At 69.7% G+C, this 17,574-nt stretch carries 14 protein-coding genes; 8 read left to right on the top strand and 6 right to left on the bottom strand.

What is annotated here, in order from left to right; translation table 11 throughout:
* Positions 1 to 19: 19 nt before the first annotated feature.
* From WT24_RS05365 to WT24_RS05340, 6 genes are all read left to right on the top strand, one after another.
* The gene (locus tag WT24_RS05365) at positions 20 to 1,498 is read left to right on the top strand and encodes a PLP-dependent aminotransferase family protein (protein WP_060031682.1); all 1,479 of its coding nucleotides are present in this window, start codon (positions 20 to 22) and stop codon (positions 1,496 to 1,498) included.
* Positions 1,499 to 1,988: 490 nt separating this feature from the next.
* A complete protein-coding gene (locus WT24_RS05360; RefSeq protein ID WP_059505444.1) occupies positions 1,989 to 2,828 on the top strand; it encodes a CPBP family intramembrane glutamic endopeptidase in 840 nt (279 codons plus the stop codon).
* Between the two features lie 50 nt (positions 2,829 to 2,878).
* Positions 2,879 to 3,784 carry a hypothetical protein gene (locus WT24_RS05355; protein WP_060031679.1) on the top strand — a complete coding sequence of 302 codons (906 nt, stop codon included), beginning with the start codon at positions 2,879 to 2,881 and terminating at the stop codon, positions 3,782 to 3,784.
* A 355-nt stretch (positions 3,785 to 4,139) separates the two neighbouring features.
* Positions 4,140 to 5,726, top strand: a complete 1,587-nt coding sequence (locus tag WT24_RS05350) for a trypsin-like peptidase domain-containing protein (protein ID WP_179949315.1) — start codon at positions 4,140 to 4,142, stop codon at positions 5,724 to 5,726.
* Positions 5,727 to 5,954: 228 nt separating this feature from the next.
* Entirely contained in the window at positions 5,955 to 7,166 is a 1,212-nt protein-coding gene (locus tag WT24_RS05345; protein WP_060032054.1) for an MFS transporter, read from the top strand.
* A gap of 126 nt (positions 7,167 to 7,292) precedes the next feature.
* Complete coding sequence (locus WT24_RS05340) at positions 7,293 to 7,832, top strand: DUF4303 domain-containing protein (RefSeq protein WP_060032052.1); 540 nt, start codon at positions 7,293 to 7,295, stop codon at positions 7,830 to 7,832.
* A 54-nt stretch (positions 7,833 to 7,886) separates the two neighbouring features.
* On the opposite strand, the gene WT24_RS05335 is transcribed toward WT24_RS05340, so the two are convergent.
* From WT24_RS05335 to cobA, 6 genes are all read right to left on the bottom strand, one after another.
* Entirely contained in the window at positions 7,887 to 8,585 is a 699-nt protein-coding gene (locus WT24_RS05335; RefSeq protein ID WP_034204722.1) for a fumarylacetoacetate hydrolase family protein, read from the bottom strand.
* Between the two features lie 118 nt (positions 8,586 to 8,703).
* Complete coding sequence (locus tag WT24_RS05330; RefSeq protein WP_059789561.1) at positions 8,704 to 9,645, bottom strand: helix-turn-helix transcriptional regulator; 942 nt, start codon at positions 9,643 to 9,645, stop codon at positions 8,704 to 8,706.
* Positions 9,646 to 9,725: 80 nt separating this feature from the next.
* A complete protein-coding gene (locus WT24_RS05325) occupies positions 9,726 to 10,325 on the bottom strand; it encodes a uracil-DNA glycosylase family protein (RefSeq protein ID WP_059789560.1) in 600 nt (199 codons plus the stop codon).
* 123 nt (positions 10,326 to 10,448) lie between these two features.
* The gene (locus WT24_RS05320) at positions 10,449 to 11,501 is read right to left on the bottom strand and encodes a CmpA/NrtA family ABC transporter substrate-binding protein (protein WP_060031673.1); all 1,053 of its coding nucleotides are present in this window, start codon (positions 11,499 to 11,501) and stop codon (positions 10,449 to 10,451) included.
* A gap of 5 nt (positions 11,502 to 11,506) precedes the next feature.
* Positions 11,507 to 12,103, bottom strand: coding sequence for an ANTAR domain-containing response regulator (locus WT24_RS05315; RefSeq protein ID WP_059789558.1), 597 nt, complete (start codon positions 12,101 to 12,103; stop codon positions 11,507 to 11,509).
* Between the two features lie 120 nt (positions 12,104 to 12,223).
* Positions 12,224 to 12,985, bottom strand: coding sequence for a uroporphyrinogen-III C-methyltransferase (cobA, locus tag WT24_RS05310; protein ID WP_060031670.1), 762 nt, complete (start codon positions 12,983 to 12,985; stop codon positions 12,224 to 12,226).
* 661 nt (positions 12,986 to 13,646) lie between these two features.
* Here cobA and WT24_RS05305 point away from each other — a divergent pair.
* Positions 13,647 to 14,972 (top strand): MFS transporter, encoded by a 1,326-nt coding sequence (locus WT24_RS05305; RefSeq protein ID WP_060031667.1) that lies wholly within the window; start codon positions 13,647 to 13,649, stop codon positions 14,970 to 14,972.
* Positions 14,973 to 14,993: 21 nt separating this feature from the next.
* A complete protein-coding gene (nirB, locus tag WT24_RS05300) occupies positions 14,994 to 17,564 on the top strand; it encodes a nitrite reductase large subunit NirB (RefSeq protein ID WP_060031664.1) in 2,571 nt (856 codons plus the stop codon).
* Positions 17,565 to 17,574: the final 10 nt, after the last annotated feature.

Raw genomic sequence — 17,574 nt, 5'->3', positions numbered from 1 at the left:
TTCACGTTGCGATGTCCCGATGACGACTGCCTTTCCTTCCGGTGGCGCGCCGTTGCTGCCGCTCGATGCGCCGCTGGCGCGCACGCCCGGCGCACCTTCGCTGCAGCGCCAGTTGCTGCGCCGCGTGCGTGACGCGATTCTCGGCGGCGCGATGCCGGCCGGCACGCGGCTGCCCGGCACGCGCGCGCTGGCCGAAACGCTCGGCGTGTCGCGCAATACGACGGCCGCCGTGTACGAGCAGCTCGTCGCCGAAGGCTTCCTGCAGTCGGACCGTCGCGGCACGCGGGTCGTCGGGCTGTCGCGGCCGGCGCCGCCGCGCCGGCGTGCCGCGCCGCCGACCGTCGCGCAGCGGCTCGGCCGGATTCGCGCGAGCCTCGTCGGCGCCGGCGAATCGGAGGGCTTCCGGCCGGGCGTGCCGGCGCTGTCGCATTTCCCGGTGGACGCGTGGCGGCACGCGATCGACCGCGCGTTGCGCCGCGCCGGCCGCGACCTGCTGGCGTACGGCGATCCGCTCGGCGAGCCCGCGTTGCGCGAATCGATCGCGCGCCACCTGGCCGTCACGCGCGGCGTACGCTGCGATCCCGAGCAGATCGTGATCACGGAGGGCGCGCAGGGGGCGATCGCGCTGTGCGCGCAGTTGCTGACGAATCCGGGCGATACGGTGTGGGTCGAGGAGCCCGGCTATCGTGGCGCGCGCACCGCGATGCAGGCGGCCGACCTCGACGTCGTGCCGATGCCGGTCGACGCGGAAGGGCTGCGCGCGGAACCGGACGACTGGCGCGAGCGACCGCCGCGCCTCGTCTACACGACGCCGTCGAACCAGTTCCCGACCGGCGCCGTGCTGTCGATCTCGCGCCGGCTCGCGCTGATCGATGCGGCGCGCCGCCATCGCGCGTGGATCATCGAGGACGACTACGACAGCGAATTCCGTCACACCGGCGAGCCGATCGGCGCGATGCATGGGCTCGCGCCCGATTCGCCGGTCGTCTATCTCGGCTCGTTCAGCAAGACGATGTTTCCGGCGCTGCGGATCGGCTTTCTCGTGCTGCCCGACGCGTTGCTGGCCGCCGTGCGGCCGGCGTTGCCGGAGATGCTGCGCGGCGGGACGCGCCATGTGCAGCTTGCGCTGGCCGATTTCATCGAGACGGGCGAGTACGGCCGGCATCTCGGGCGGATGCGCAGGTTGTATCGCGACCGGCGGCGTTTGCTGCTCGCCGCGCTCGACAGCAGCCTGAGCGTGCCGCACCAGGTCGAGGGCGGCCCGTGCGGGCTGCATCTCGCGCTGCGGCTGCCGGCGCGTTATCGCGATCGCGCGATCGTCGAAGCGGCGCGCGCGCATGGCATCGGCCCGTTTCCGCTGTCGGGTTTCGCGATCGATGCGGAGCGGGCCCGCAACGGGCTCGTGCTCGGTTTCGGCAATACGCCGGCCGATGCGTTCGAGCCGATGTTACGGATGGTGTCGACGATCGCGGAGCAGGTGGCCGCGGGTGGCGCGTGACGGTATGGTTGCGCGATTCCGACTTTCCGCCACTCGATCGTGATTACCGCCGCGCGGCGCTTACGGGATGGTCTCCGTGACAATCGACAAGGAATTCGCCGCGCGTTACCGGTGCGTCAGGTAATCGGTGCTTTAAAAATATTGAAACGCCGGGCAGGCCGAAAATCGCTAAATATTTTAAAAGATCGGCCGATATCTCGATATTAACGACGGCTGATTGCGCAGTCCGATTCGCGCGTTTTGTCTTTTCGATCGTAAAGAATGGTCAATGGCGCTTGCCACGATTCGTGCCATGAGCGACGATCCCCCTCCGTAACAAACGGTTACTTTCCCGCGATGGCTGGATGGGGGAGGGCAAAGGCCGGGCAGGCCGCAATGAGTCACGTTCGTCGTGTGCTCCGATAAATAACAATGCCGATCGGACGAGATCGGCTGCAGGCATCCGGGCGCGATTACCGCGTATGCCGCCTGCTAAATCGTATAAATCCAGATGAAATCCGATTCAAGCTCTTATTGCTTCCCGAATCTGCTCGAAGCGTTTTTTATCGTCGTCGTGCTGAACATGGTCGAGTATTTGATGAACTCGATCATCTGGTCGGCCGGCCGCAGCGCCGGGCTGCAGACGATGGCAATCGCCAGCATCGGGCGGGTGCTCGCGAATGGTCTCGTATTTACGGTGCTGCTCCATCACGGCAAATTGACCTACCGCAGCTTGCTGCACGACAGCGTCGATTCCTGGCGAACGACGATCGGGCGATTTTTCGCGCCCATCGTGCTGATTACACCGGCATTGCTCGTGGCGATGAGCGTGCTCGAAGTCGGCGTCGGGCAATTTTTCCCGTGGACCGGAACCCGGGACGAAGCCCGCGAGGTTTATGTGAATGGCGGGCTCGGCCTGATCGTATTGACCTGCGCGATTGCGCCGCTACTCGAGGAGATGCTGTTTCGCGGCGTGATGCTGCGCAGCTTCTTGCGACAGTATCCGGAGGGAACGGCCATCGCCCATTCGGCAGCGGTATTCGGTCTTGCGCATTTGAACGTGTATCAGTTCGCGCTCGCATTCGGACTCGGTTTGCTGATCGGAAAGCTGTATGCGGTCACCCGATCGCTGTTGCCGGGGATGTTGATTCATGCCTGCTACAACACGGCCGTGGTGCTCGTCGCGCTGAAATCGCCGTTCGTCCTCACCCGCGAGAGCCTGCTCGAGATCTGGCCGACTTCCTGGTGGTTCGGCGCGCTCGTGGCGGGTGGCGTCGGCGCATGGTGGCTGGTCAAGGCGGTGGATGCGCAGCGAATGGTGCCGGCGCGTCCGGCAAACGACAACGTGTGAAACGAGCGCACACGGTGATGGGTTTCTACAACGAGAAAACGAGGTGAAGCATGCGGGGCAAGCAAATCTGTCTGGTGGGTCTGGCGAGTACGGTACTGATGTTGACGGCATGTGGCGGCGGCGATGACGGCGGCGCCGCCAATACCGGAAGCAGCGCGTCGAACAACGATACAACGGGAACGCCGACGGTCACGTCGCCCACCGCGCCGGCGCCGGGCGCGTCGCCCCAGCCTGCCGTCCAGACGGCTTGCCGACCGAACGGCAACTTCAGCTATTCGGGTGCTGCGTCGCCGGTCGCGACGAGCAACGGCCAACTGGCGGTGCTCGTGGTGCCGAATTTGCCGAGCGATTACGCGAAGAACCGCAACATGACGGCGGCCAATGTACCGGCGACGAGCCTGGTTCAGCAGGGAAGCGGTGCGTTTACGACGCTTGCGTCGTCGGCGGCGGCAACCGACTGCCTCGGGCTCGACCATGGGGCCGTGACCGACATCCAGGGCGTCGGCACCGATGTGGCGATCGGCCGGTGGAATCGCGCGATGGACACCGACGGCAATACGTATACCGATACGCAGGGCGTGCACTACGCGGTCGGCACGCCGCTGTCGTTGCCCGCCACGGGCGGCCCGCTTTCGTGTACCCAGGTGATGGCCGATACGGTGGCGAGCAACAACGGCAACACGAGCGGTGCGCTCGTGTCGAGTTCGGCCACGCTGGATCCGGTCACGCGCATGCTCACCACGCTGAACCTGTCGATCGAGCTGGACAGCGCGCAATACGGGCTGACGTACACGCAGGTGCCGTTGAACGGCGTGCTGAAGACCACCGGGCCTGCGACGATTCAGTCGATCGTCGTCGGACATGACGCGGCTCAGCCGCTGGTGGCCGTCGGTTACACGGCGGCGTTGCCGAACACGCAAGGCGTCGGCGGGGTGGCGGTGTTGTCGTGCCACTGACCGGAGCCGGTGCCGGCTCGTCGATGGACGGGGGCCGATGACGGACCGTTTGCGGTGTGCGGGTCACCTGTCTGCGATGCGCGACAGGTGGCATGTCCGGCCGCAGACTGCGACGATGGCACTGGCACTGACGTCCGCACCGATGCGTGGTGGATGTTCGGATTGACGAACCGCGCGCTTTGTTCGAAACGAACGCCGTCGCGGTTCCGCCGCCACGGCACCTCCCGGCATACGGGTTTCGATTCGTATGTTCCCCCCGGCGCGTAGGCTATAAATGGTTGGGTGTACCGGTGCTTGTCGGGCGCCTGCGCGTCTCGCGCACGGTGGCGTCGCGACTGCCCGGGGGAGGTGCACCGTGGTTTGCCAGACGCTTGCTCGCGCCGTGCTTCGCACCGCGTTGATCGGGGGCGTGTTTGCCGGATGTTTGCCGCCGCCCGCCGCCGTTGCCGGCACCCTCGCACCGCACGCCGCACCGCCGGCGACGAAGGCGCGGCCACCCGCCGCGCCTTACGCGATGCCGGTCGATTTCCCGGCGATCGTCGAGCGCTACGGCCCAGCGGTCGTGACCATCCTGGCCGCCACACCCGATCCGCAAACCGGCGGGCCGGCCTTTGCCATCCTCGATCCCGACGATCCGCTCGCCGCGTTCTTCCGCCATGGCGCACCGCCGCCCGCACAGGGGCCGCAGGCGCCGGCACCCGATATCGCGCCGCGCGCGGTGTCCGGCAGCGGCTCGGGCTTCATCGTGAGCGCCGATGGACTGATCCTCACGTCCGCCCATGTGGTCGACGAGGCGACCGACGTGACGGTGCGGCTCGTCGACCGCCGCGAATTCAAGGCGACGGTGCTCGCCGTCGATCCGCAAAGCGATGTGGCCGTGCTGCGCGTCGACGCGACGAAGCTGCCGTTCGTGCACATCGGCGATTCGTCGAAAGTTCGCGCGGGCGAACCGGTGATGACGATCGGCGCGCTGGACGGGTCGGGCAACACGGTCACGGCCGGCATCGTCAGCGCGACGTCGCGCCGGCTGCCGGACGGCAGCGCATTCCCGTTCTTCGAGACCGACATCGCACCGAACCCGGACAACTCGGGCGGCCCCGTGTTCAATCGCGCGGGCGACGTGATCGGCATCGCGGTGCAGGTCTATACCGGCGCCGACCGCTACGCGAGCACGACCTTCGCCATCCCGATCGCTTTCGCGGCAAAGGCGCGTGCCCAGTTGCGCGCGCAACAACAGGCGCAGATGCAGGCGCAGCAGCCTCAGGCGCCCGCGCCGGGCGCGCCGTCCGCCAATGCGTTCGGCGTCGACGTGCAGGACGTCGGCGTCGGTCTGGCCGCGGCGTTCGGGCTGCCGCGCCCGGCCGGCGCGCTCGTCAACGGCGTCGAGCCCGGCTCGCCGGGCGCCGCGGCCGGCCTGAAGCCCGGCGACGTGATCGTGAAGATGGGCGACACGGCCATCGGTCGCTCGGCCGAACTGAACGACCTGGCCGCCGCGCTGCCGCCCGGCGGGAAGGCGCCGCTGCGCGTGATTCGCAACCGTGCGCCGATGACGCTGACGATCACAGGCGCCGACGAGGCGGGCGGGACCGCGGCGGCGACGATCGGCATGGTCGCACCGAAGGCCGCCGCGCGGCCGCGGCCGGGTACCGGCGGCGCAGGCGACAGCGGCGACCACGGCGACCGTCTCGGACTGACGATGCACGCGTTGAGCGACGACGAGCGCCGTTCGACGGGGCTCGCGGTCGGGATGATGGTGGACGCGGCGCACGGCCCGGCCGCGCGCGCAGGCATCCAGCCGGGCGACGTCGTGCTCGAGCTCAACGACACGCTGATCGAGACGCCGGACGACGTGCAGACGCTCGAAGCGACCGGCGGCAGCGTGATCGCCGTGCTGATCCAGCGCAACAACGCGCGGAAGTTCGTCTCGGTGCGCACGCGTTAGGACGTTGACGCGGGGGCGCTCATCCACCTAACATCGTCCGGTATCGCTGGCGGTCCGCCACGCATTCAGGAGCCATTCGGCATGAAAACGGCTTGCTTCATCGTAGTAGTCCACAGGCGCAAGGTCCGGTAGCGGCACCGCGCCGGCACCCATGCGCCCCCGACTCGTTCGGGGGCTTTTTTTTGTGTTGCGCGCGGCCATGTGGCCGGTGCGCGGGAGGGCATCCGCTTGGCATCGAACCTGTCGACCGCTTCCGACCCGGCGTCGCCGCGACATGCGACGTTGATCCTGCTGTGCGCGTTGTCAGTGCTGCCGCTGAGCCTGTTCCTGCCGTCGCTGCCGGCGATCGTGCGCGACCTGCACACCGACTATGCGCTCGTCGCGCTGTCGCTCGGCGGGTATGCGGCGGTGGCCGCGTCGCTCGAATGCGTGACGGGGCCGCTGTCCGACCGGTTCGGGCGGCGCCCGGTCGTGCTGACGAGCGTCGCGATATTCGCGCTCGGTTCGCTCGGTTGCGCGATGGCGACCGATATCCGCGTGTTTCTCGGTTGCCGGCTGATGCAGGCGGCGATCACGTCGGTTTATCCGGTGTCGATGGCGGCGATCCGCGACGCCGGCGGCGGCGCGCGCGCGGCGAGCCGGATCGGCTATGCGGCGATGGCCGCCGCGTTCGCGCCGATGCTCGGCCCGACGCTCGGCGGCGCGCTCGACCAGACGGCCGGCTGGCGCGCGAGCTTCTGGCTGCTGGCCGCAGTCGGCATCGCGCTGTTCGCCTGGTGTGCGCTCGATCTCGTCGAAACCCATACGCGCCGGCCGTCGAGCTTCGGGCAGCAGTTTCGCGCGTATCCGGCGCTGCTGCGTGCGCGCCGTTTCTGGGCCTATGCGCTGTGCATGGCGTTTTCGACGGGTGCGTTCCATGCGTTTCTGGCCGGTGCGCCGCTCGCCGCGAAAACGCTGTTCGGCATCGCGCCGGCGGAGATCGGCTTCTACATGGGGACGATCACGGCCGGGTTCGTGTGCGGAAGCTTCGTGGCCGCGCGGGTCGCGCACCGCCTTGCGCCGGCCACGACGATCCTGTGCGGGCGGGTCGTGGCGTGTGCGGGCCCGCTGATCGGCCTCGTGCTCGTGTTCGGCGGCGCGACGCACGCGCTCGCGTGGTTCGGGCCGTGCGTGCTGGTCGGCATCGGCAATGGACTGAGCAATCCCGGCGCCCATGCGGGCGCGGTGTCGGTGCGGCCGGAGCTGGCGGGCAGCGCGTCGGGGCTCGCCGGCGCGATGACGATCGGCGGCGGCGCCGCGCTGTCGTCGCTGACGGGCGCGCTGCTGACCTCCGCCAACGCGGGCTACCTGCCGCTCGCGACGATGCTGCTGTCGGCGGCGGTCGCGCTGGCGGCCGCCGTGTGCGTGCGGGCGTTCGACGCGCAGGACGCCGGGCGGTGAGCGCGGGTGCGCCCCGGTACCGGCGGGCGGCCGAATGACGGACAATCCGCCGTATGCCGGGAGACGATGCACGATCCGCGCGCCGCGTGTCCCGACGAGCACGAAGGGCGACTGGACGAGGATGCGATGAGCGACTTTTCTGATTTCCAGCGGGACATTGCCGATGCCGCGAGGGCGACCTTCAGGGCGCTGCGGGCGTTGCACCCGGACGAGCATTTCTACGCGTTTGCGTTGTACACCGACAACGGCGCGATGACGGTGGCGCCGGCAGCCAATTCGGTCGAAGGGCTGCGCCGGATCTGCGCGCAGCAGGCGGTGGCGGACGACGATCCGCGGTTCGTGTGGGGTGTTTCCGAATGGGCGTACGCGGCGGCCGAGGCGTCGCCGTTCAACGCGATCTGCGGCAGGCTGGCCGACGAAGTGCTGAGCCCGCAGTTCGTCCGGTCGCGATTCACCGAATTTTCGCGGCAACTGCACGCCGACATGATCGAGGCATTGCGCCTGCTCGATCGCGACGGCGTATTCGGCACGGGCGACGACCGGGCGGCCATCACGCTGTTCGTGTCGATCGGCGACGACGACGCAGCCGAGGCGCTGGAAAACGCATCGGCGAAAGCGCTGAATCCGCCGGCCGTCGCCGACGCCTTCCTGCGCCGGTACGCTTGACCGGCATCGGGGTATCGTGGGCGGCCCGGGCAGGCGGCCGCCCCGCAAGCGCCGTTACGGCTTCGCGCCGACCACGAATTCGAACGTCGCGATGCCGTCGACGCCGCCCGTCACGCGGTCGCCCGGCTGCAGCGCGCCCACGCCTGCCGGCGTGCCGGTGAAGATCAGGTCGCCGGCCTTCAGTTCGACCGAGCGCGACACGTACGCGATGACGTCGGGCACGGCCCAGATCATGTCGGCGAGGTCGCCTTGTTGGCGCGTGTCGCCGTTGACCGCGAGCCAGATGCGGCCGGCGGCCGGATGGCCGGTGGCCGTCGCCGCGCGCAGCGCGGTCACGGGGCCCGATGCGTCGAAACCCTTCGCCCAGTCCCACGGGCGGCTCAGTTTCTTCGCTTCGGCCTGCAGGTCGCGGCGCGTGAGATCGACGCCGACGCCGTAGCCCCACACGTGCGACAGCGCGTCGGCCGGATCGATCGAGCGGCCGTCCTTGCCGATCGCGACGACCAGTTCGATTTCGTGATGGAGATCGTTCGTCAGCGGCGGATAGGCGACCGTGCCGCTGGCCGGGACGATCGCGTCGGCCGGTTTCGTGAAGAAGAACGGCGGCTCGCGGTCGGGGTCGGCGCCCATTTCGCGGGCGTGATCGGCGTAGTTGCGGCCGACGCAGAATACGCGGCGCACCGGAAAGCGCGCGGACGACTGGTCGACTTCGACGGAAGGACGCTCGGCGGCGTCGATGACATAGGCGGACATCGGATGGCCCTCGTTCGGCAGGAAGACGGATGGCCGGCGCACCGCGCCGGCATGCGTGCAACGATACCCGACGCGCGTGCGCCCGGATGCGACGCAACTACGTTTTACCGGGACAAAACTACGCGTCGGCGGCGCCCGGCGCATCGTCGCCGTCGGGCAACGCGGCGTTCGCGTCGCGATAGGCCTTCGGCGATACGCCGACCCGCGCGCGGAAGCGCCGCGCGAAATACCCTTCGTCGCGGAATCCGACCGAGCGTGCGATGTCCGCGATGCGCCGGCTGGTATGGGCCAGCAGCGACTGCGCCAGCGCGATCCGGCGCTCGGTCACGAGATCGGTGAAGGTGCTGCCGGTTTCCTTGCGGACCAGGTGCGCGAGGTAGTTCGGGGAGAGGAACGCGGCTTCGGCGGTCGCGGCGAGCGTCAGGTCCTCGCGGGTCAGGTTTGCACGCACGTGGCGCAGCACGCGGGCCAGCGCGTCGCGCCGGCCGGCGCGCTGGGCGCCGCGCTGCGCGAGCTTGTCGAGCGCGCCCGCGTACTGCGTGCAGACGAGCCCGATCAGTTGCAGCAGGTAGCCGCGCAGCAACGTGGTCGAGCCGAAGGTGCGCACGCGGTCGGCGTCGAGCATGCACAGCGCGAGGCGGCGCGCTTCGTCGTACGTGTCGCCGGTCAGGATGAAATCGAGGTGCTCCTGGAAGCGGAACGGCGTCAGTTCGGGGAAGCGGTGCGCAGGCACGTCCTCGAGATCGAGCGGATCGACGTCGAGATCGGCGCGCAGGAACGCCTGGCTGAAGTTGATCACGATGAAGTGCGCGCCTTCCGGATGCGGTATCAGGTGCTCGCGGTGCGGCAGCACGAACGCGAGCGCGCCGCGCGGAAACGGCCGCGTGACGCCGCCGATGCGCTGCTCGGTGTCGCCGCCGAGGTTGAACTGGATCTGGAAATACGCGTGCCGGTGCGGCTCGGTGATCGCCTGGCGCGACGCCTGGTCGCGGATGTAGAAATCGAGCCGGTCGCTGCGTTCGGGCATCCCGTACAGGCGCGGCGGGGCGGTGGAGGGCATGAAGGATTCTGCTGTTCGTGACGCGGTTGAGCCGCGATGGTACAGCGAACCGGGCGCGACGGGGACGGGCGCTTGCGCGGTCAGCCCGCCACGAGCGGCGCGACCCGGCGCCGCAGCTCGGGCACGACCTCGGCGTCGAACCACGGATGGTGCTTGAACCATGCCTGGTTGCGCGGCGACGGATGCGGCAGCGGCAGGATCGCGGGCCCGTAGTCGCGCCACGCGTGGACGGTGTCGGTCAGCGTCGCCTTGCGCGTGCCGTGCAGGAAATGCCGCTGCGCGTACTGGCCGATCAGCAGCGTGAGCCGGATCGACGGCAGTTCGGCCACCAGCCGGTCGATCCACAGTTGCGCGCATTCGGGGCGCGGCGGGTTGTCGCCGCTCGCGCCGCGGCCCGGGTAGCAGAAGCCCATCGGCACGATCGCGAAGCGCGTCTCGTCGTAGAACGTGTCGGGCTCGACGCCGAGCCAGTCGCGCAGCCGCTTGCCGCTCGCGTCGTCCCACGGGATGCCGCTCGCATGGACGCGTGCGCCCGGCGCCTGGCCGACGATCAGGATGCGCGCGTCGCGATGCGCGCGCACGACCGGGCGCGGGCCGAGCGGCAGGTCGTTTTCGCACGCACGGCACGCGCGGATTTCGGTGAGCAGCACGTCGAGCGGCGCGCGCGTTCGTTTCGGCATCGATTCGGAGTGGGGACGGAGTGGCGAGGCGGTGTCGCGCGACCGACACGAGCGGCACGAGCGGGCACCCCGGCCCGGCAGCACACCTCGGCTGCACACGTCGGCTGCACCGCGCGGCGCGCGTCACGCCCGCGACGGGCCCGCTGCGCCGCCTTCGGCGACCGCAGCATCATACAACGCGGTCTGCGCGATCGCCGCGGCGATGCCTGCGTCGTCGTGCGCGCCGTCGAGCATGCCCCAGCGCCGGTATTGCGACAGGAACCACAGGCCCTCGCGCGGATCGGGCCGGTTCACCGCGCCGCCGTCGTGGAAGCGGATCGGCAGCGGCGGCGTGGCGAACGGCCCCGCGCCGTAGTCGCCGAGCAGGCGCGGCGCGATCAGCCGGGCCGGCACGCCGAGCGCGTCGGGCGACGCAAGCCAGTCGGCCGCCTCGCGGCGGTGCGCGGCGCTGTCGAGCCACGCGCATGCATCGACGAGCGTGCGGATCAGCGCGCGGGCGGTGGCCGGATACAGCGCGACGAAGTCGCGCCGGGTCGCCAGCACCTTCTCCGGATGATCGGGCCAGATCTCGCTCGTGACGGCAACGGTCCGGCCCGCGCCGCATGCTTCGGCGACCGCATGCCACGGTTCGCCCGCGCAGAAGCCGTCGAGCTCGCCGCCCGCGAGCGCGGCGACCATCTCGGGCGGCGGAATCACGACGCTGCGCACGTCGCGCAGCGGATCGACGTCGTGCGACGCGAGCCACGCGTTCAGCCACATCGCGTGCGTGCCGGTCGGGAAGGTCTGCGCGAGCAGCGGCTTGCGGCCGAGCGTCGCGAAGGCGGTGCGCACGCTCGCGGTTTGGCGGTACGCGTCGGCGAGGCCGCGCGACAACGTGATCGCCTGGCCGTTGCGGTTCAGCACCATCAGCGCGGCCATGTCGGCCTGCGGGCCGCCGATGCCGAGCTGCAGCCCGCAGACGAGCCCGTACAGCGCATGCGCGGCGTCGAGCTCGCCGCTGAGCAGCTTGTCGCGCACGGCCGCCCACGACGGCTGGCGGCTCGGTTCGAGCGTGAGGCCGTGGCGCGCGCCGAGGTTCAGGCGCTGCGCGACGATCAGCGGGGCCGCATCGCTGAGCGCGACGAACCCGAGGCGAAGATGTGCGCGTTCCGGCGCGGCGGGAGGAGATGTATTCATTGCACTCATGACTGGGGTGACGCGTCGAGCAGTTGTCGCGCGACGTCGACGATGCGCAGGCCCTGATCCATCGCGCGCTTGCGCAGCGCCGCATACGCGTCGTGTTCGGACAGCTTGCGCTGGTCCATCAGCACGCGTTTCGCGCGATCGATCAGCTTGCGCTCCGCGAGTTCGCGCTCGACGTCGGCCAGCCGGCGGCGCAGCGCGTCGTCGTGCGAGAAGCGCGCGAGCGCGACTTCGAGAATCGGCGCGAGGCGCTCGGCCGACAACCCTTCGACGAGATACGCACTGACGCCCGCGCCGACCGCCGCGCGGATCAGTTCCTGGTCGGCGTCGTGACTGAACATCAGCACGGGGCGCGGCGCGGTCGCATGCATGACCGCGAGTTGCTCGAGCGTGTCGCGCGACGGCGAATCGGTATCGATGATCACGACGTCGGGGCGTTGCTCCTCGACGGCCACCGGCAGGCGCGCGGGCGTCGCGACGTCGTTCAGCATCTCGTAGCCGAGGCGCGAAAGCGCGTCGCCGAGTTCGCCGATCGGCTTGTCGGTATCGGTGACGAGCAGCACGCGCAGGCGGGCGGGCAGGGCAGGCGAACTCATGTGGCGGGCAACAGGGGCAGTGACGCGTCGGTGCAAGGGGCGAACGATGTAGTCGGGCCGCACGCGCGGCCGGCGGCGAAGGAAACGGGGAGCGGCCGAAGCCGCGCGATGCCGCGCACGTCAGGCGGCCCGCGCAAGCGCCGCGCCGGTTGCCGCGTCCGCGTCCCGTGCGGCCGCTGCGCCGATCGCGCCGCCGACGAGGATCACGGCCGGGCTGCCGAGCCGCGCGGCTTCGATGCCGCCCGCGAGCGTGCCGAGCGTGCCGGTCCAGCGGCGCTCGTCGGGCGTGCCGGCCCATTGCACCGCCGCCGCCGGCGTCGACGCCGGCAGCACGGCGAGCAGGCCCGCCGCGATGCGGTCGACGCGGCTCATCCCCATGTAGATCGCGAGCGTGGTGCCGGTCGCCGCGAGCCGTGCCCAGTCGGGTTCGCCGTGGTCCTGGCGGTGCGCGGTGACGAACGTGACGCCCTGGCAGTGCTCGCGGTGCGTGAGCGAGATGCCGAGGCTCGCGGCGGCGGCGAATCCCGACGAGATGCCGTTGACGATTTCCACGGGAATCGCGGCCGCACGCAGCGTCGCGAGTTCTTCGCCGGCGCGCCCGAACAGTAGCGCGTCGCCGCCTTTCACGCGCACCACGTGCGCGCCGCGCAACGCGTGGCGGCGCATCAGCTTCTCGATGAACGCCTGCGGCGTGGAGCGGCAGCCGCCGCGCTTGCCGACGCGGATCACGCGCGCCTGCGGCGCGAGTTCGACGATGCCGGGCGCGACGAGATCGTCGAGCAGCAGCACGTCGGCGGCGGCCAGCGCCTTCACCGCCTTCAGCGTGAGGAGATCGGGATCGCCGGGGCCGGCGCCCAGCAGCGTGACTTTGCCTGTTGTCATGTCGTGTTCCTGTGCCGCATCGCATCCCTGCGGCGGTCTGATAACGCGTTGTTGCGCGGCGGCGGCGGGCGGTCGAAACGCACCGGCATCCGGCCGTGGCCGAGCGCGGAGGGACGCCGTTGTCCTGGAGGCTCGCGTGAAGCGCGAGCAGGGTTTTGCGGGGACTGCCCACCGGCGCCGTTGCCGGTGTGATGCACGGGGTTCAGCAATATCCGGGCCAACCGGCCCCATGCGTGGGCATCGCGTGCCGCGACGCACCGCGCGATGGCCGCGCGCATGCATGCCCTTGCCGCGCGCCGGCCGTCGCGATGCCGCATCGGCGTGCATCGCGCCCCGTCGGCGCGCACCGCAATGTCGCACGGTGACAGTGCTGCAGCGCACCACATCTGTGCCTCGCTGCATCGCGACGCATCGCGCGCCGCGTGCCGGAGCGCGGCGCATGTTGGCCGGCGAGCCTTGCGCGGCGGGGCTGCCGGCGCGATTCGGGCCGATATGGCATGGCGTTTGCATAAGCTGGTGCGAGCGGATCAACGGCGATTCGCCTGCAGTACCGATCAACAGAAGCGCCCGGCAACGGGCTTCATGGGCAACGGCGTCCTACGCATCGGGTCTCTCGACGAGACCGGGTGCGCAGGACGCCGTTTTTCGTTTGGCGGATGACATGACCGACAAAGCTACCCGTATCGATCTCTTCAGCCTCCGCACCGCGCCGATGCGCGCGTTCCATCTGACGTGGATGGCGTTCTTCGTATGCTTCTTCGCATGGTTCGCGTGCGCGCCGCTGATGCCGCTGATCGCGCGCGAATTCCATCTCACGGCGGCGCAAGTCGCGAACATCAACATCGCCGCGGTGGCCGCGACGATCGCGGTGCGGCTGCTGGTCGGCCCGATGTGCGACCGCTTCGGCCCGCGCCGCGTGTATGCCGGGCTGCTGCTGCTCGGCGCGGTCCCCGTGTTCGCCGTGTCGTTCACGCACGATTACCTGTGGTTCCTGATCTGCCGGCTCGGCATCGGCGCGATCGGCGCGGGCTTCGTGATCACGCAGTACCACACGTCGGTGATGTTCGCGCCGAACGTGGTCGGCACCGCGAACGCGACGACGGCCGGCTGGGGCAATGCCGGCGCGGGCGCGACGCAGGCGCTGATGCCGCTGCTCGTCGCCGCCGGCCTGATGCTCGGCTTCGGCGAGGGTTCGTCGTGGCGCATCGCGCTGATCGTGCCGGGCGTGGCGATGCTCGCGATGGCGTGGGCGTACTGGCGCTTCACGCAGGACTGCCCGCAAGGCGATTTCGTCGCGCTGCGCAAGCAGGGCGTGACGGTCGACAGCGGCAAGAAGGGCGGCTGGGCGAGCTTCTTCGCCGCTTGCGGCAACTACCGCGTGTGGATGCTGTTCGTCACGTACGGCGCCTGCTTCGGCGTCGAGGTGTTCATCCACAACATCGCCGCGCTGTACTACGTCGATCACTTCAAGCTGTCGCTGAAGGACGCCGGCTTCGCGGTCGGCCTGTTCGGTCTGCTCGCACTGTTTGCCCGCGCGCTCGGCGGCTGGCTGTCCGACAAGATCGCCGCCCGCCGCAGCCTCGACGTGCGCGCGATGCTGCTGTGCGCGTTGATCGTCGGCGAAGGGCTCGGGCTGATCTGGTTCTCGCATGCGCAAGGCATCGGCATCGCCCTCGTCGCGATGCTGACCTTCGGCCTCTTCACGCACATGGCGTGCGGTGCGACCTACGCGCTCGTGCCGTTCATCGACCGCAAGGCGCTCGGCGGCGTCGCGGGGATCGTCGGCGCGGGCGGCAACGTCGGCGCGGTCGCCGCGGCCTTCCTGCTGAAGGGCGTCGGCGACGTGCAGCACACGCTGAGCCTGCTCGGCCTCGCGGTCACCGCGACCGCATTGTGCGCGATGGCCGTGCGCTTCAGCGAAGAACACAAGGCGCGCGAAGCCGAGCTGCGCGATCGCGCGCTGGCCGCCGCGAGCGCCGCGAACTGATCGACCGAAGGAACCGTCATCATGAAACTCATCGTCATCGGCCACGGCATGGTCGGCCACAAGCTCCTCGAATGCATCGCGGCGGAAGCCGGCACGGCCGGCGCGCTGCAGGTCACCGTGCTCGGCGAGGAACCGCGCCCGGCCTACGATCGCGTGCACCTGTCGGAATTCTTCGCGGGCAAGTCGGCGGACGACCTGTCGCTCGTCGAGCCCGGCTTCTTCGAGCGCCATCCGCAGTTCGACCTGCGCGTGAACGCGCAAGTCGCGTCGATCGACCGCGCCGCGCATACGGTCACGCTCGTGTCGGGCGAAACGCTCGCGTACGACAAGCTGGTGCTCGCCACGGGCTCGCGTCCGTTCGTGCCGCCGGTGCCGGGCCGCGATCGCGCGGGCTGCTTCGTGTACCGGACGATCGAGGATCTCGAAGCGATGCAGGCGTGCGGCGCGCACGCGAAGCGCGGCGTCGTGATCGGCGGCGGGCTGCTCGGCCTCGAATGCGCGAAGGCGCTGCGCGACATGGGGCTCGACACACACGTGGTCGAATTCGCGCCGCGCCTGATGGCCGTGCAGGTCGACGACGGCGGCGGCCGGATGCTGCGTGCGAAGATCGAGGCGCTCGGCGTGACCGTGCATACCGGCAAGAACACGCTCGAAATCGTCGACGGGGACGAAGGCGCGCACCGGATGGCGTTCGCCGACGGCACGCATCTCGACACCGACATGATCGTGTTCTCGGCCGGCATCCGCGCGCGCGACGAACTGGCCCGCGCGTGCGGGCTCGACATCGGCCCGCGCGGCGGCGTCGCGATCGACGACGCATGCCGCACGAGCGATGCCGATATCTACGCGATCGGCGAATGCGCGGCCTGGAACGGGGCGGTGTACGGCCTCGTCGCGCCCGGCTACGACATGGCGCGCGTGGTGGCGAAACAGCTCGGCGGCGCGGCCGACGCCGCCGCCGCTGCGTTCGCAGGCGCCGACATGAGCACGAAGCTGAAACTGATGGGCGTCGACGTCGCGAGCATCGGCGATGCGCACGGCACGACGGCCGGCAGCCGCACCTACCAGTATGCGGACGAGCGCCGACAGGTCTACAAGAAGCTCGTGGTGTCCGACTGCGGCAAGTTCCTGCACGGCGCGGTGATGGTTGGCGATGCAGCCGAGTACGGCACGCTGCTGCAGATGATGCTGAACCGCATCGAGCTGCCCGAGTCGCCGGAATTCCTGATCCTGCCGTCGTCGGACGGCGCGGCGAAGCCGGCGATCGGCGTCGACGCGCTGCCCGCGGCCGCGCAGATCTGCTCGTGCAACAACGTGTCGAAGTCGCAGATCTGCGCGGCCGTGGCCGACGGCGCGACGAGCCTCGGCGCGCTGAAGACGTGCACCGGCGCCGGCACGTCGTGCGGCGGCTGCGTGCCGCTCGTCACGCAGATCATGAAGGCCGAGATGAAGAAGCAGGGCCTCGCGGTCAACAACCATCTGTGCGAGCACTTCGCGCATTCGCGCCAGGAGCTGTTCCACCTGATCCGCGTCGAGCGCATCACGACGTTCGACGAACTGCTGCGCAAGCACGGCCGCGGGCTCGGCTGCGACGTCTGCAAGCCGGCCGTCGCGGGCATCCTCGCGTCGTGTTTCAACGAGTTCGTGCTGAAGAAGGAGCACGCGGGGCTGCAGGATTCGAACGACTACTACCTCGCGAACATCCAGCGCGACGGCACGTATTCGGTGGTGCCGCGCATGCCGGGCGGCGAAGTCACGCCGGAAGGGCTGATCGCGGTCGGCCAGGTCGCGAAAAAATACGGCCTGTACACGAAGATCACGGGCGGCCAGCGCGTCGACCTGTTCGGCGCGCGCGTCGAGCAGTTGCCGTCGATCTGGGAGGAACTGATCGCGGCCGGCTTCGAGTCGGGGCACGCGTACGGCAAGGCGCTGCGCACCGTGAAATCGTGCGTCGGGTCGACGTGGTGCCGCTACGGCGTCGACGATTCGGTCGGCCTCGCGATCGATCTGGAGAATCGCTACAAGGGGCTGCGCGCGCCGCACAAGATCAAGTTCGGCGTGTCCGGCTGCACGCGCGAGTGCGCGGAAGCGCAGGGCAAGGACGTCGGCGTCATCGCGACCGAGAAGGGCTGGAACCTGTACGTGTGCGGCAACGGCGGGATGAAGCCGCGCCACGCGGAACTGCTCGCGTCCGATCTCGATCGCGCGACGCTGATCCGCTACATCGACCGCTTCCTGATGTTCTACGTGCGCACGGCCGACCGCCTGCAACGCACCAGCGTGTGGCGCGACAACCTCGAAGGCGGCCTCGACTACCTGATCGACGTCGTCGTGCACGACACGCTCGCGATCGCGGCCGAACTCGAAGCCGACATGCAGCACGTGATCGACACCTACGAGTGCGAGTGGAAGAGAGCCGTCACCGATCCGGAAACGCGCAAGCGCTTCCGCCACTTCGTGAACAGCGACGCGCCGGACACGACCATCGAATTCGTCGAGACGCGCGGCCAGATCCGGCCCGCGACGCCCGGCGAACGCGCGGGCGGCAAGCCCGTGTCGATTCCCGTCGTCGCCGAACCCGCAACCGTTTGACCCTCGCCGA

This window comes from Burkholderia sp. MSMB1078WGS (assembly GCF_001528895.1).
In the GTDB taxonomy this organism is placed as follows: domain Bacteria; phylum Pseudomonadota; class Gammaproteobacteria; order Burkholderiales; family Burkholderiaceae; genus Burkholderia.
This window is presented reverse-complemented; position numbering and strand designations above follow the sequence as displayed.

Coding starts and splice junctions, on each gene's coding strand:
- WT24_RS05315 (WP_059789558.1), bottom strand. CDS start 12,103: ATGAGTTCGCCTGCCCTGCCCGCCCGCCTGCGCGTGCTGCTCGTCACC.
- WT24_RS05360 (WP_059505444.1), top strand. CDS start 1,989: ATGAAATCCGATTCAAGCTCTTATTGCTTCCCGAATCTGCTCGAAGCG.
- WT24_RS05305 (WP_060031667.1), top strand. CDS start 13,647: ATGACCGACAAAGCTACCCGTATCGATCTCTTCAGCCTCCGCACCGCG.
- WT24_RS05355 (WP_060031679.1), top strand. CDS start 2,879: ATGCGGGGCAAGCAAATCTGTCTGGTGGGTCTGGCGAGTACGGTACTG.
- cobA (WP_060031670.1), bottom strand. CDS start 12,985: ATGACAACAGGCAAAGTCACGCTGCTGGGCGCCGGCCCCGGCGATCCC.
- WT24_RS05335 (WP_034204722.1), bottom strand. CDS start 8,585: ATGTCCGCCTATGTCATCGACGCCGCCGAGCGTCCTTCCGTCGAAGTC.
- WT24_RS05365 (WP_060031682.1), top strand. CDS start 20: ATGACGACTGCCTTTCCTTCCGGTGGCGCGCCGTTGCTGCCGCTCGAT.
- WT24_RS05325 (WP_059789560.1), bottom strand. CDS start 10,325: ATGCCGAAACGAACGCGCGCGCCGCTCGACGTGCTGCTCACCGAAATC.
- WT24_RS05340 (WP_060032052.1), top strand. CDS start 7,293: ATGAGCGACTTTTCTGATTTCCAGCGGGACATTGCCGATGCCGCGAGG.
- nirB (WP_060031664.1), top strand. CDS start 14,994: ATGAAACTCATCGTCATCGGCCACGGCATGGTCGGCCACAAGCTCCTC.
- WT24_RS05330 (WP_059789561.1), bottom strand. CDS start 9,645: ATGCCCTCCACCGCCCCGCCGCGCCTGTACGGGATGCCCGAACGCAGC.
- WT24_RS05320 (WP_060031673.1), bottom strand. CDS start 11,501: ATGAATACATCTCCTCCCGCCGCGCCGGAACGCGCACATCTTCGCCTC.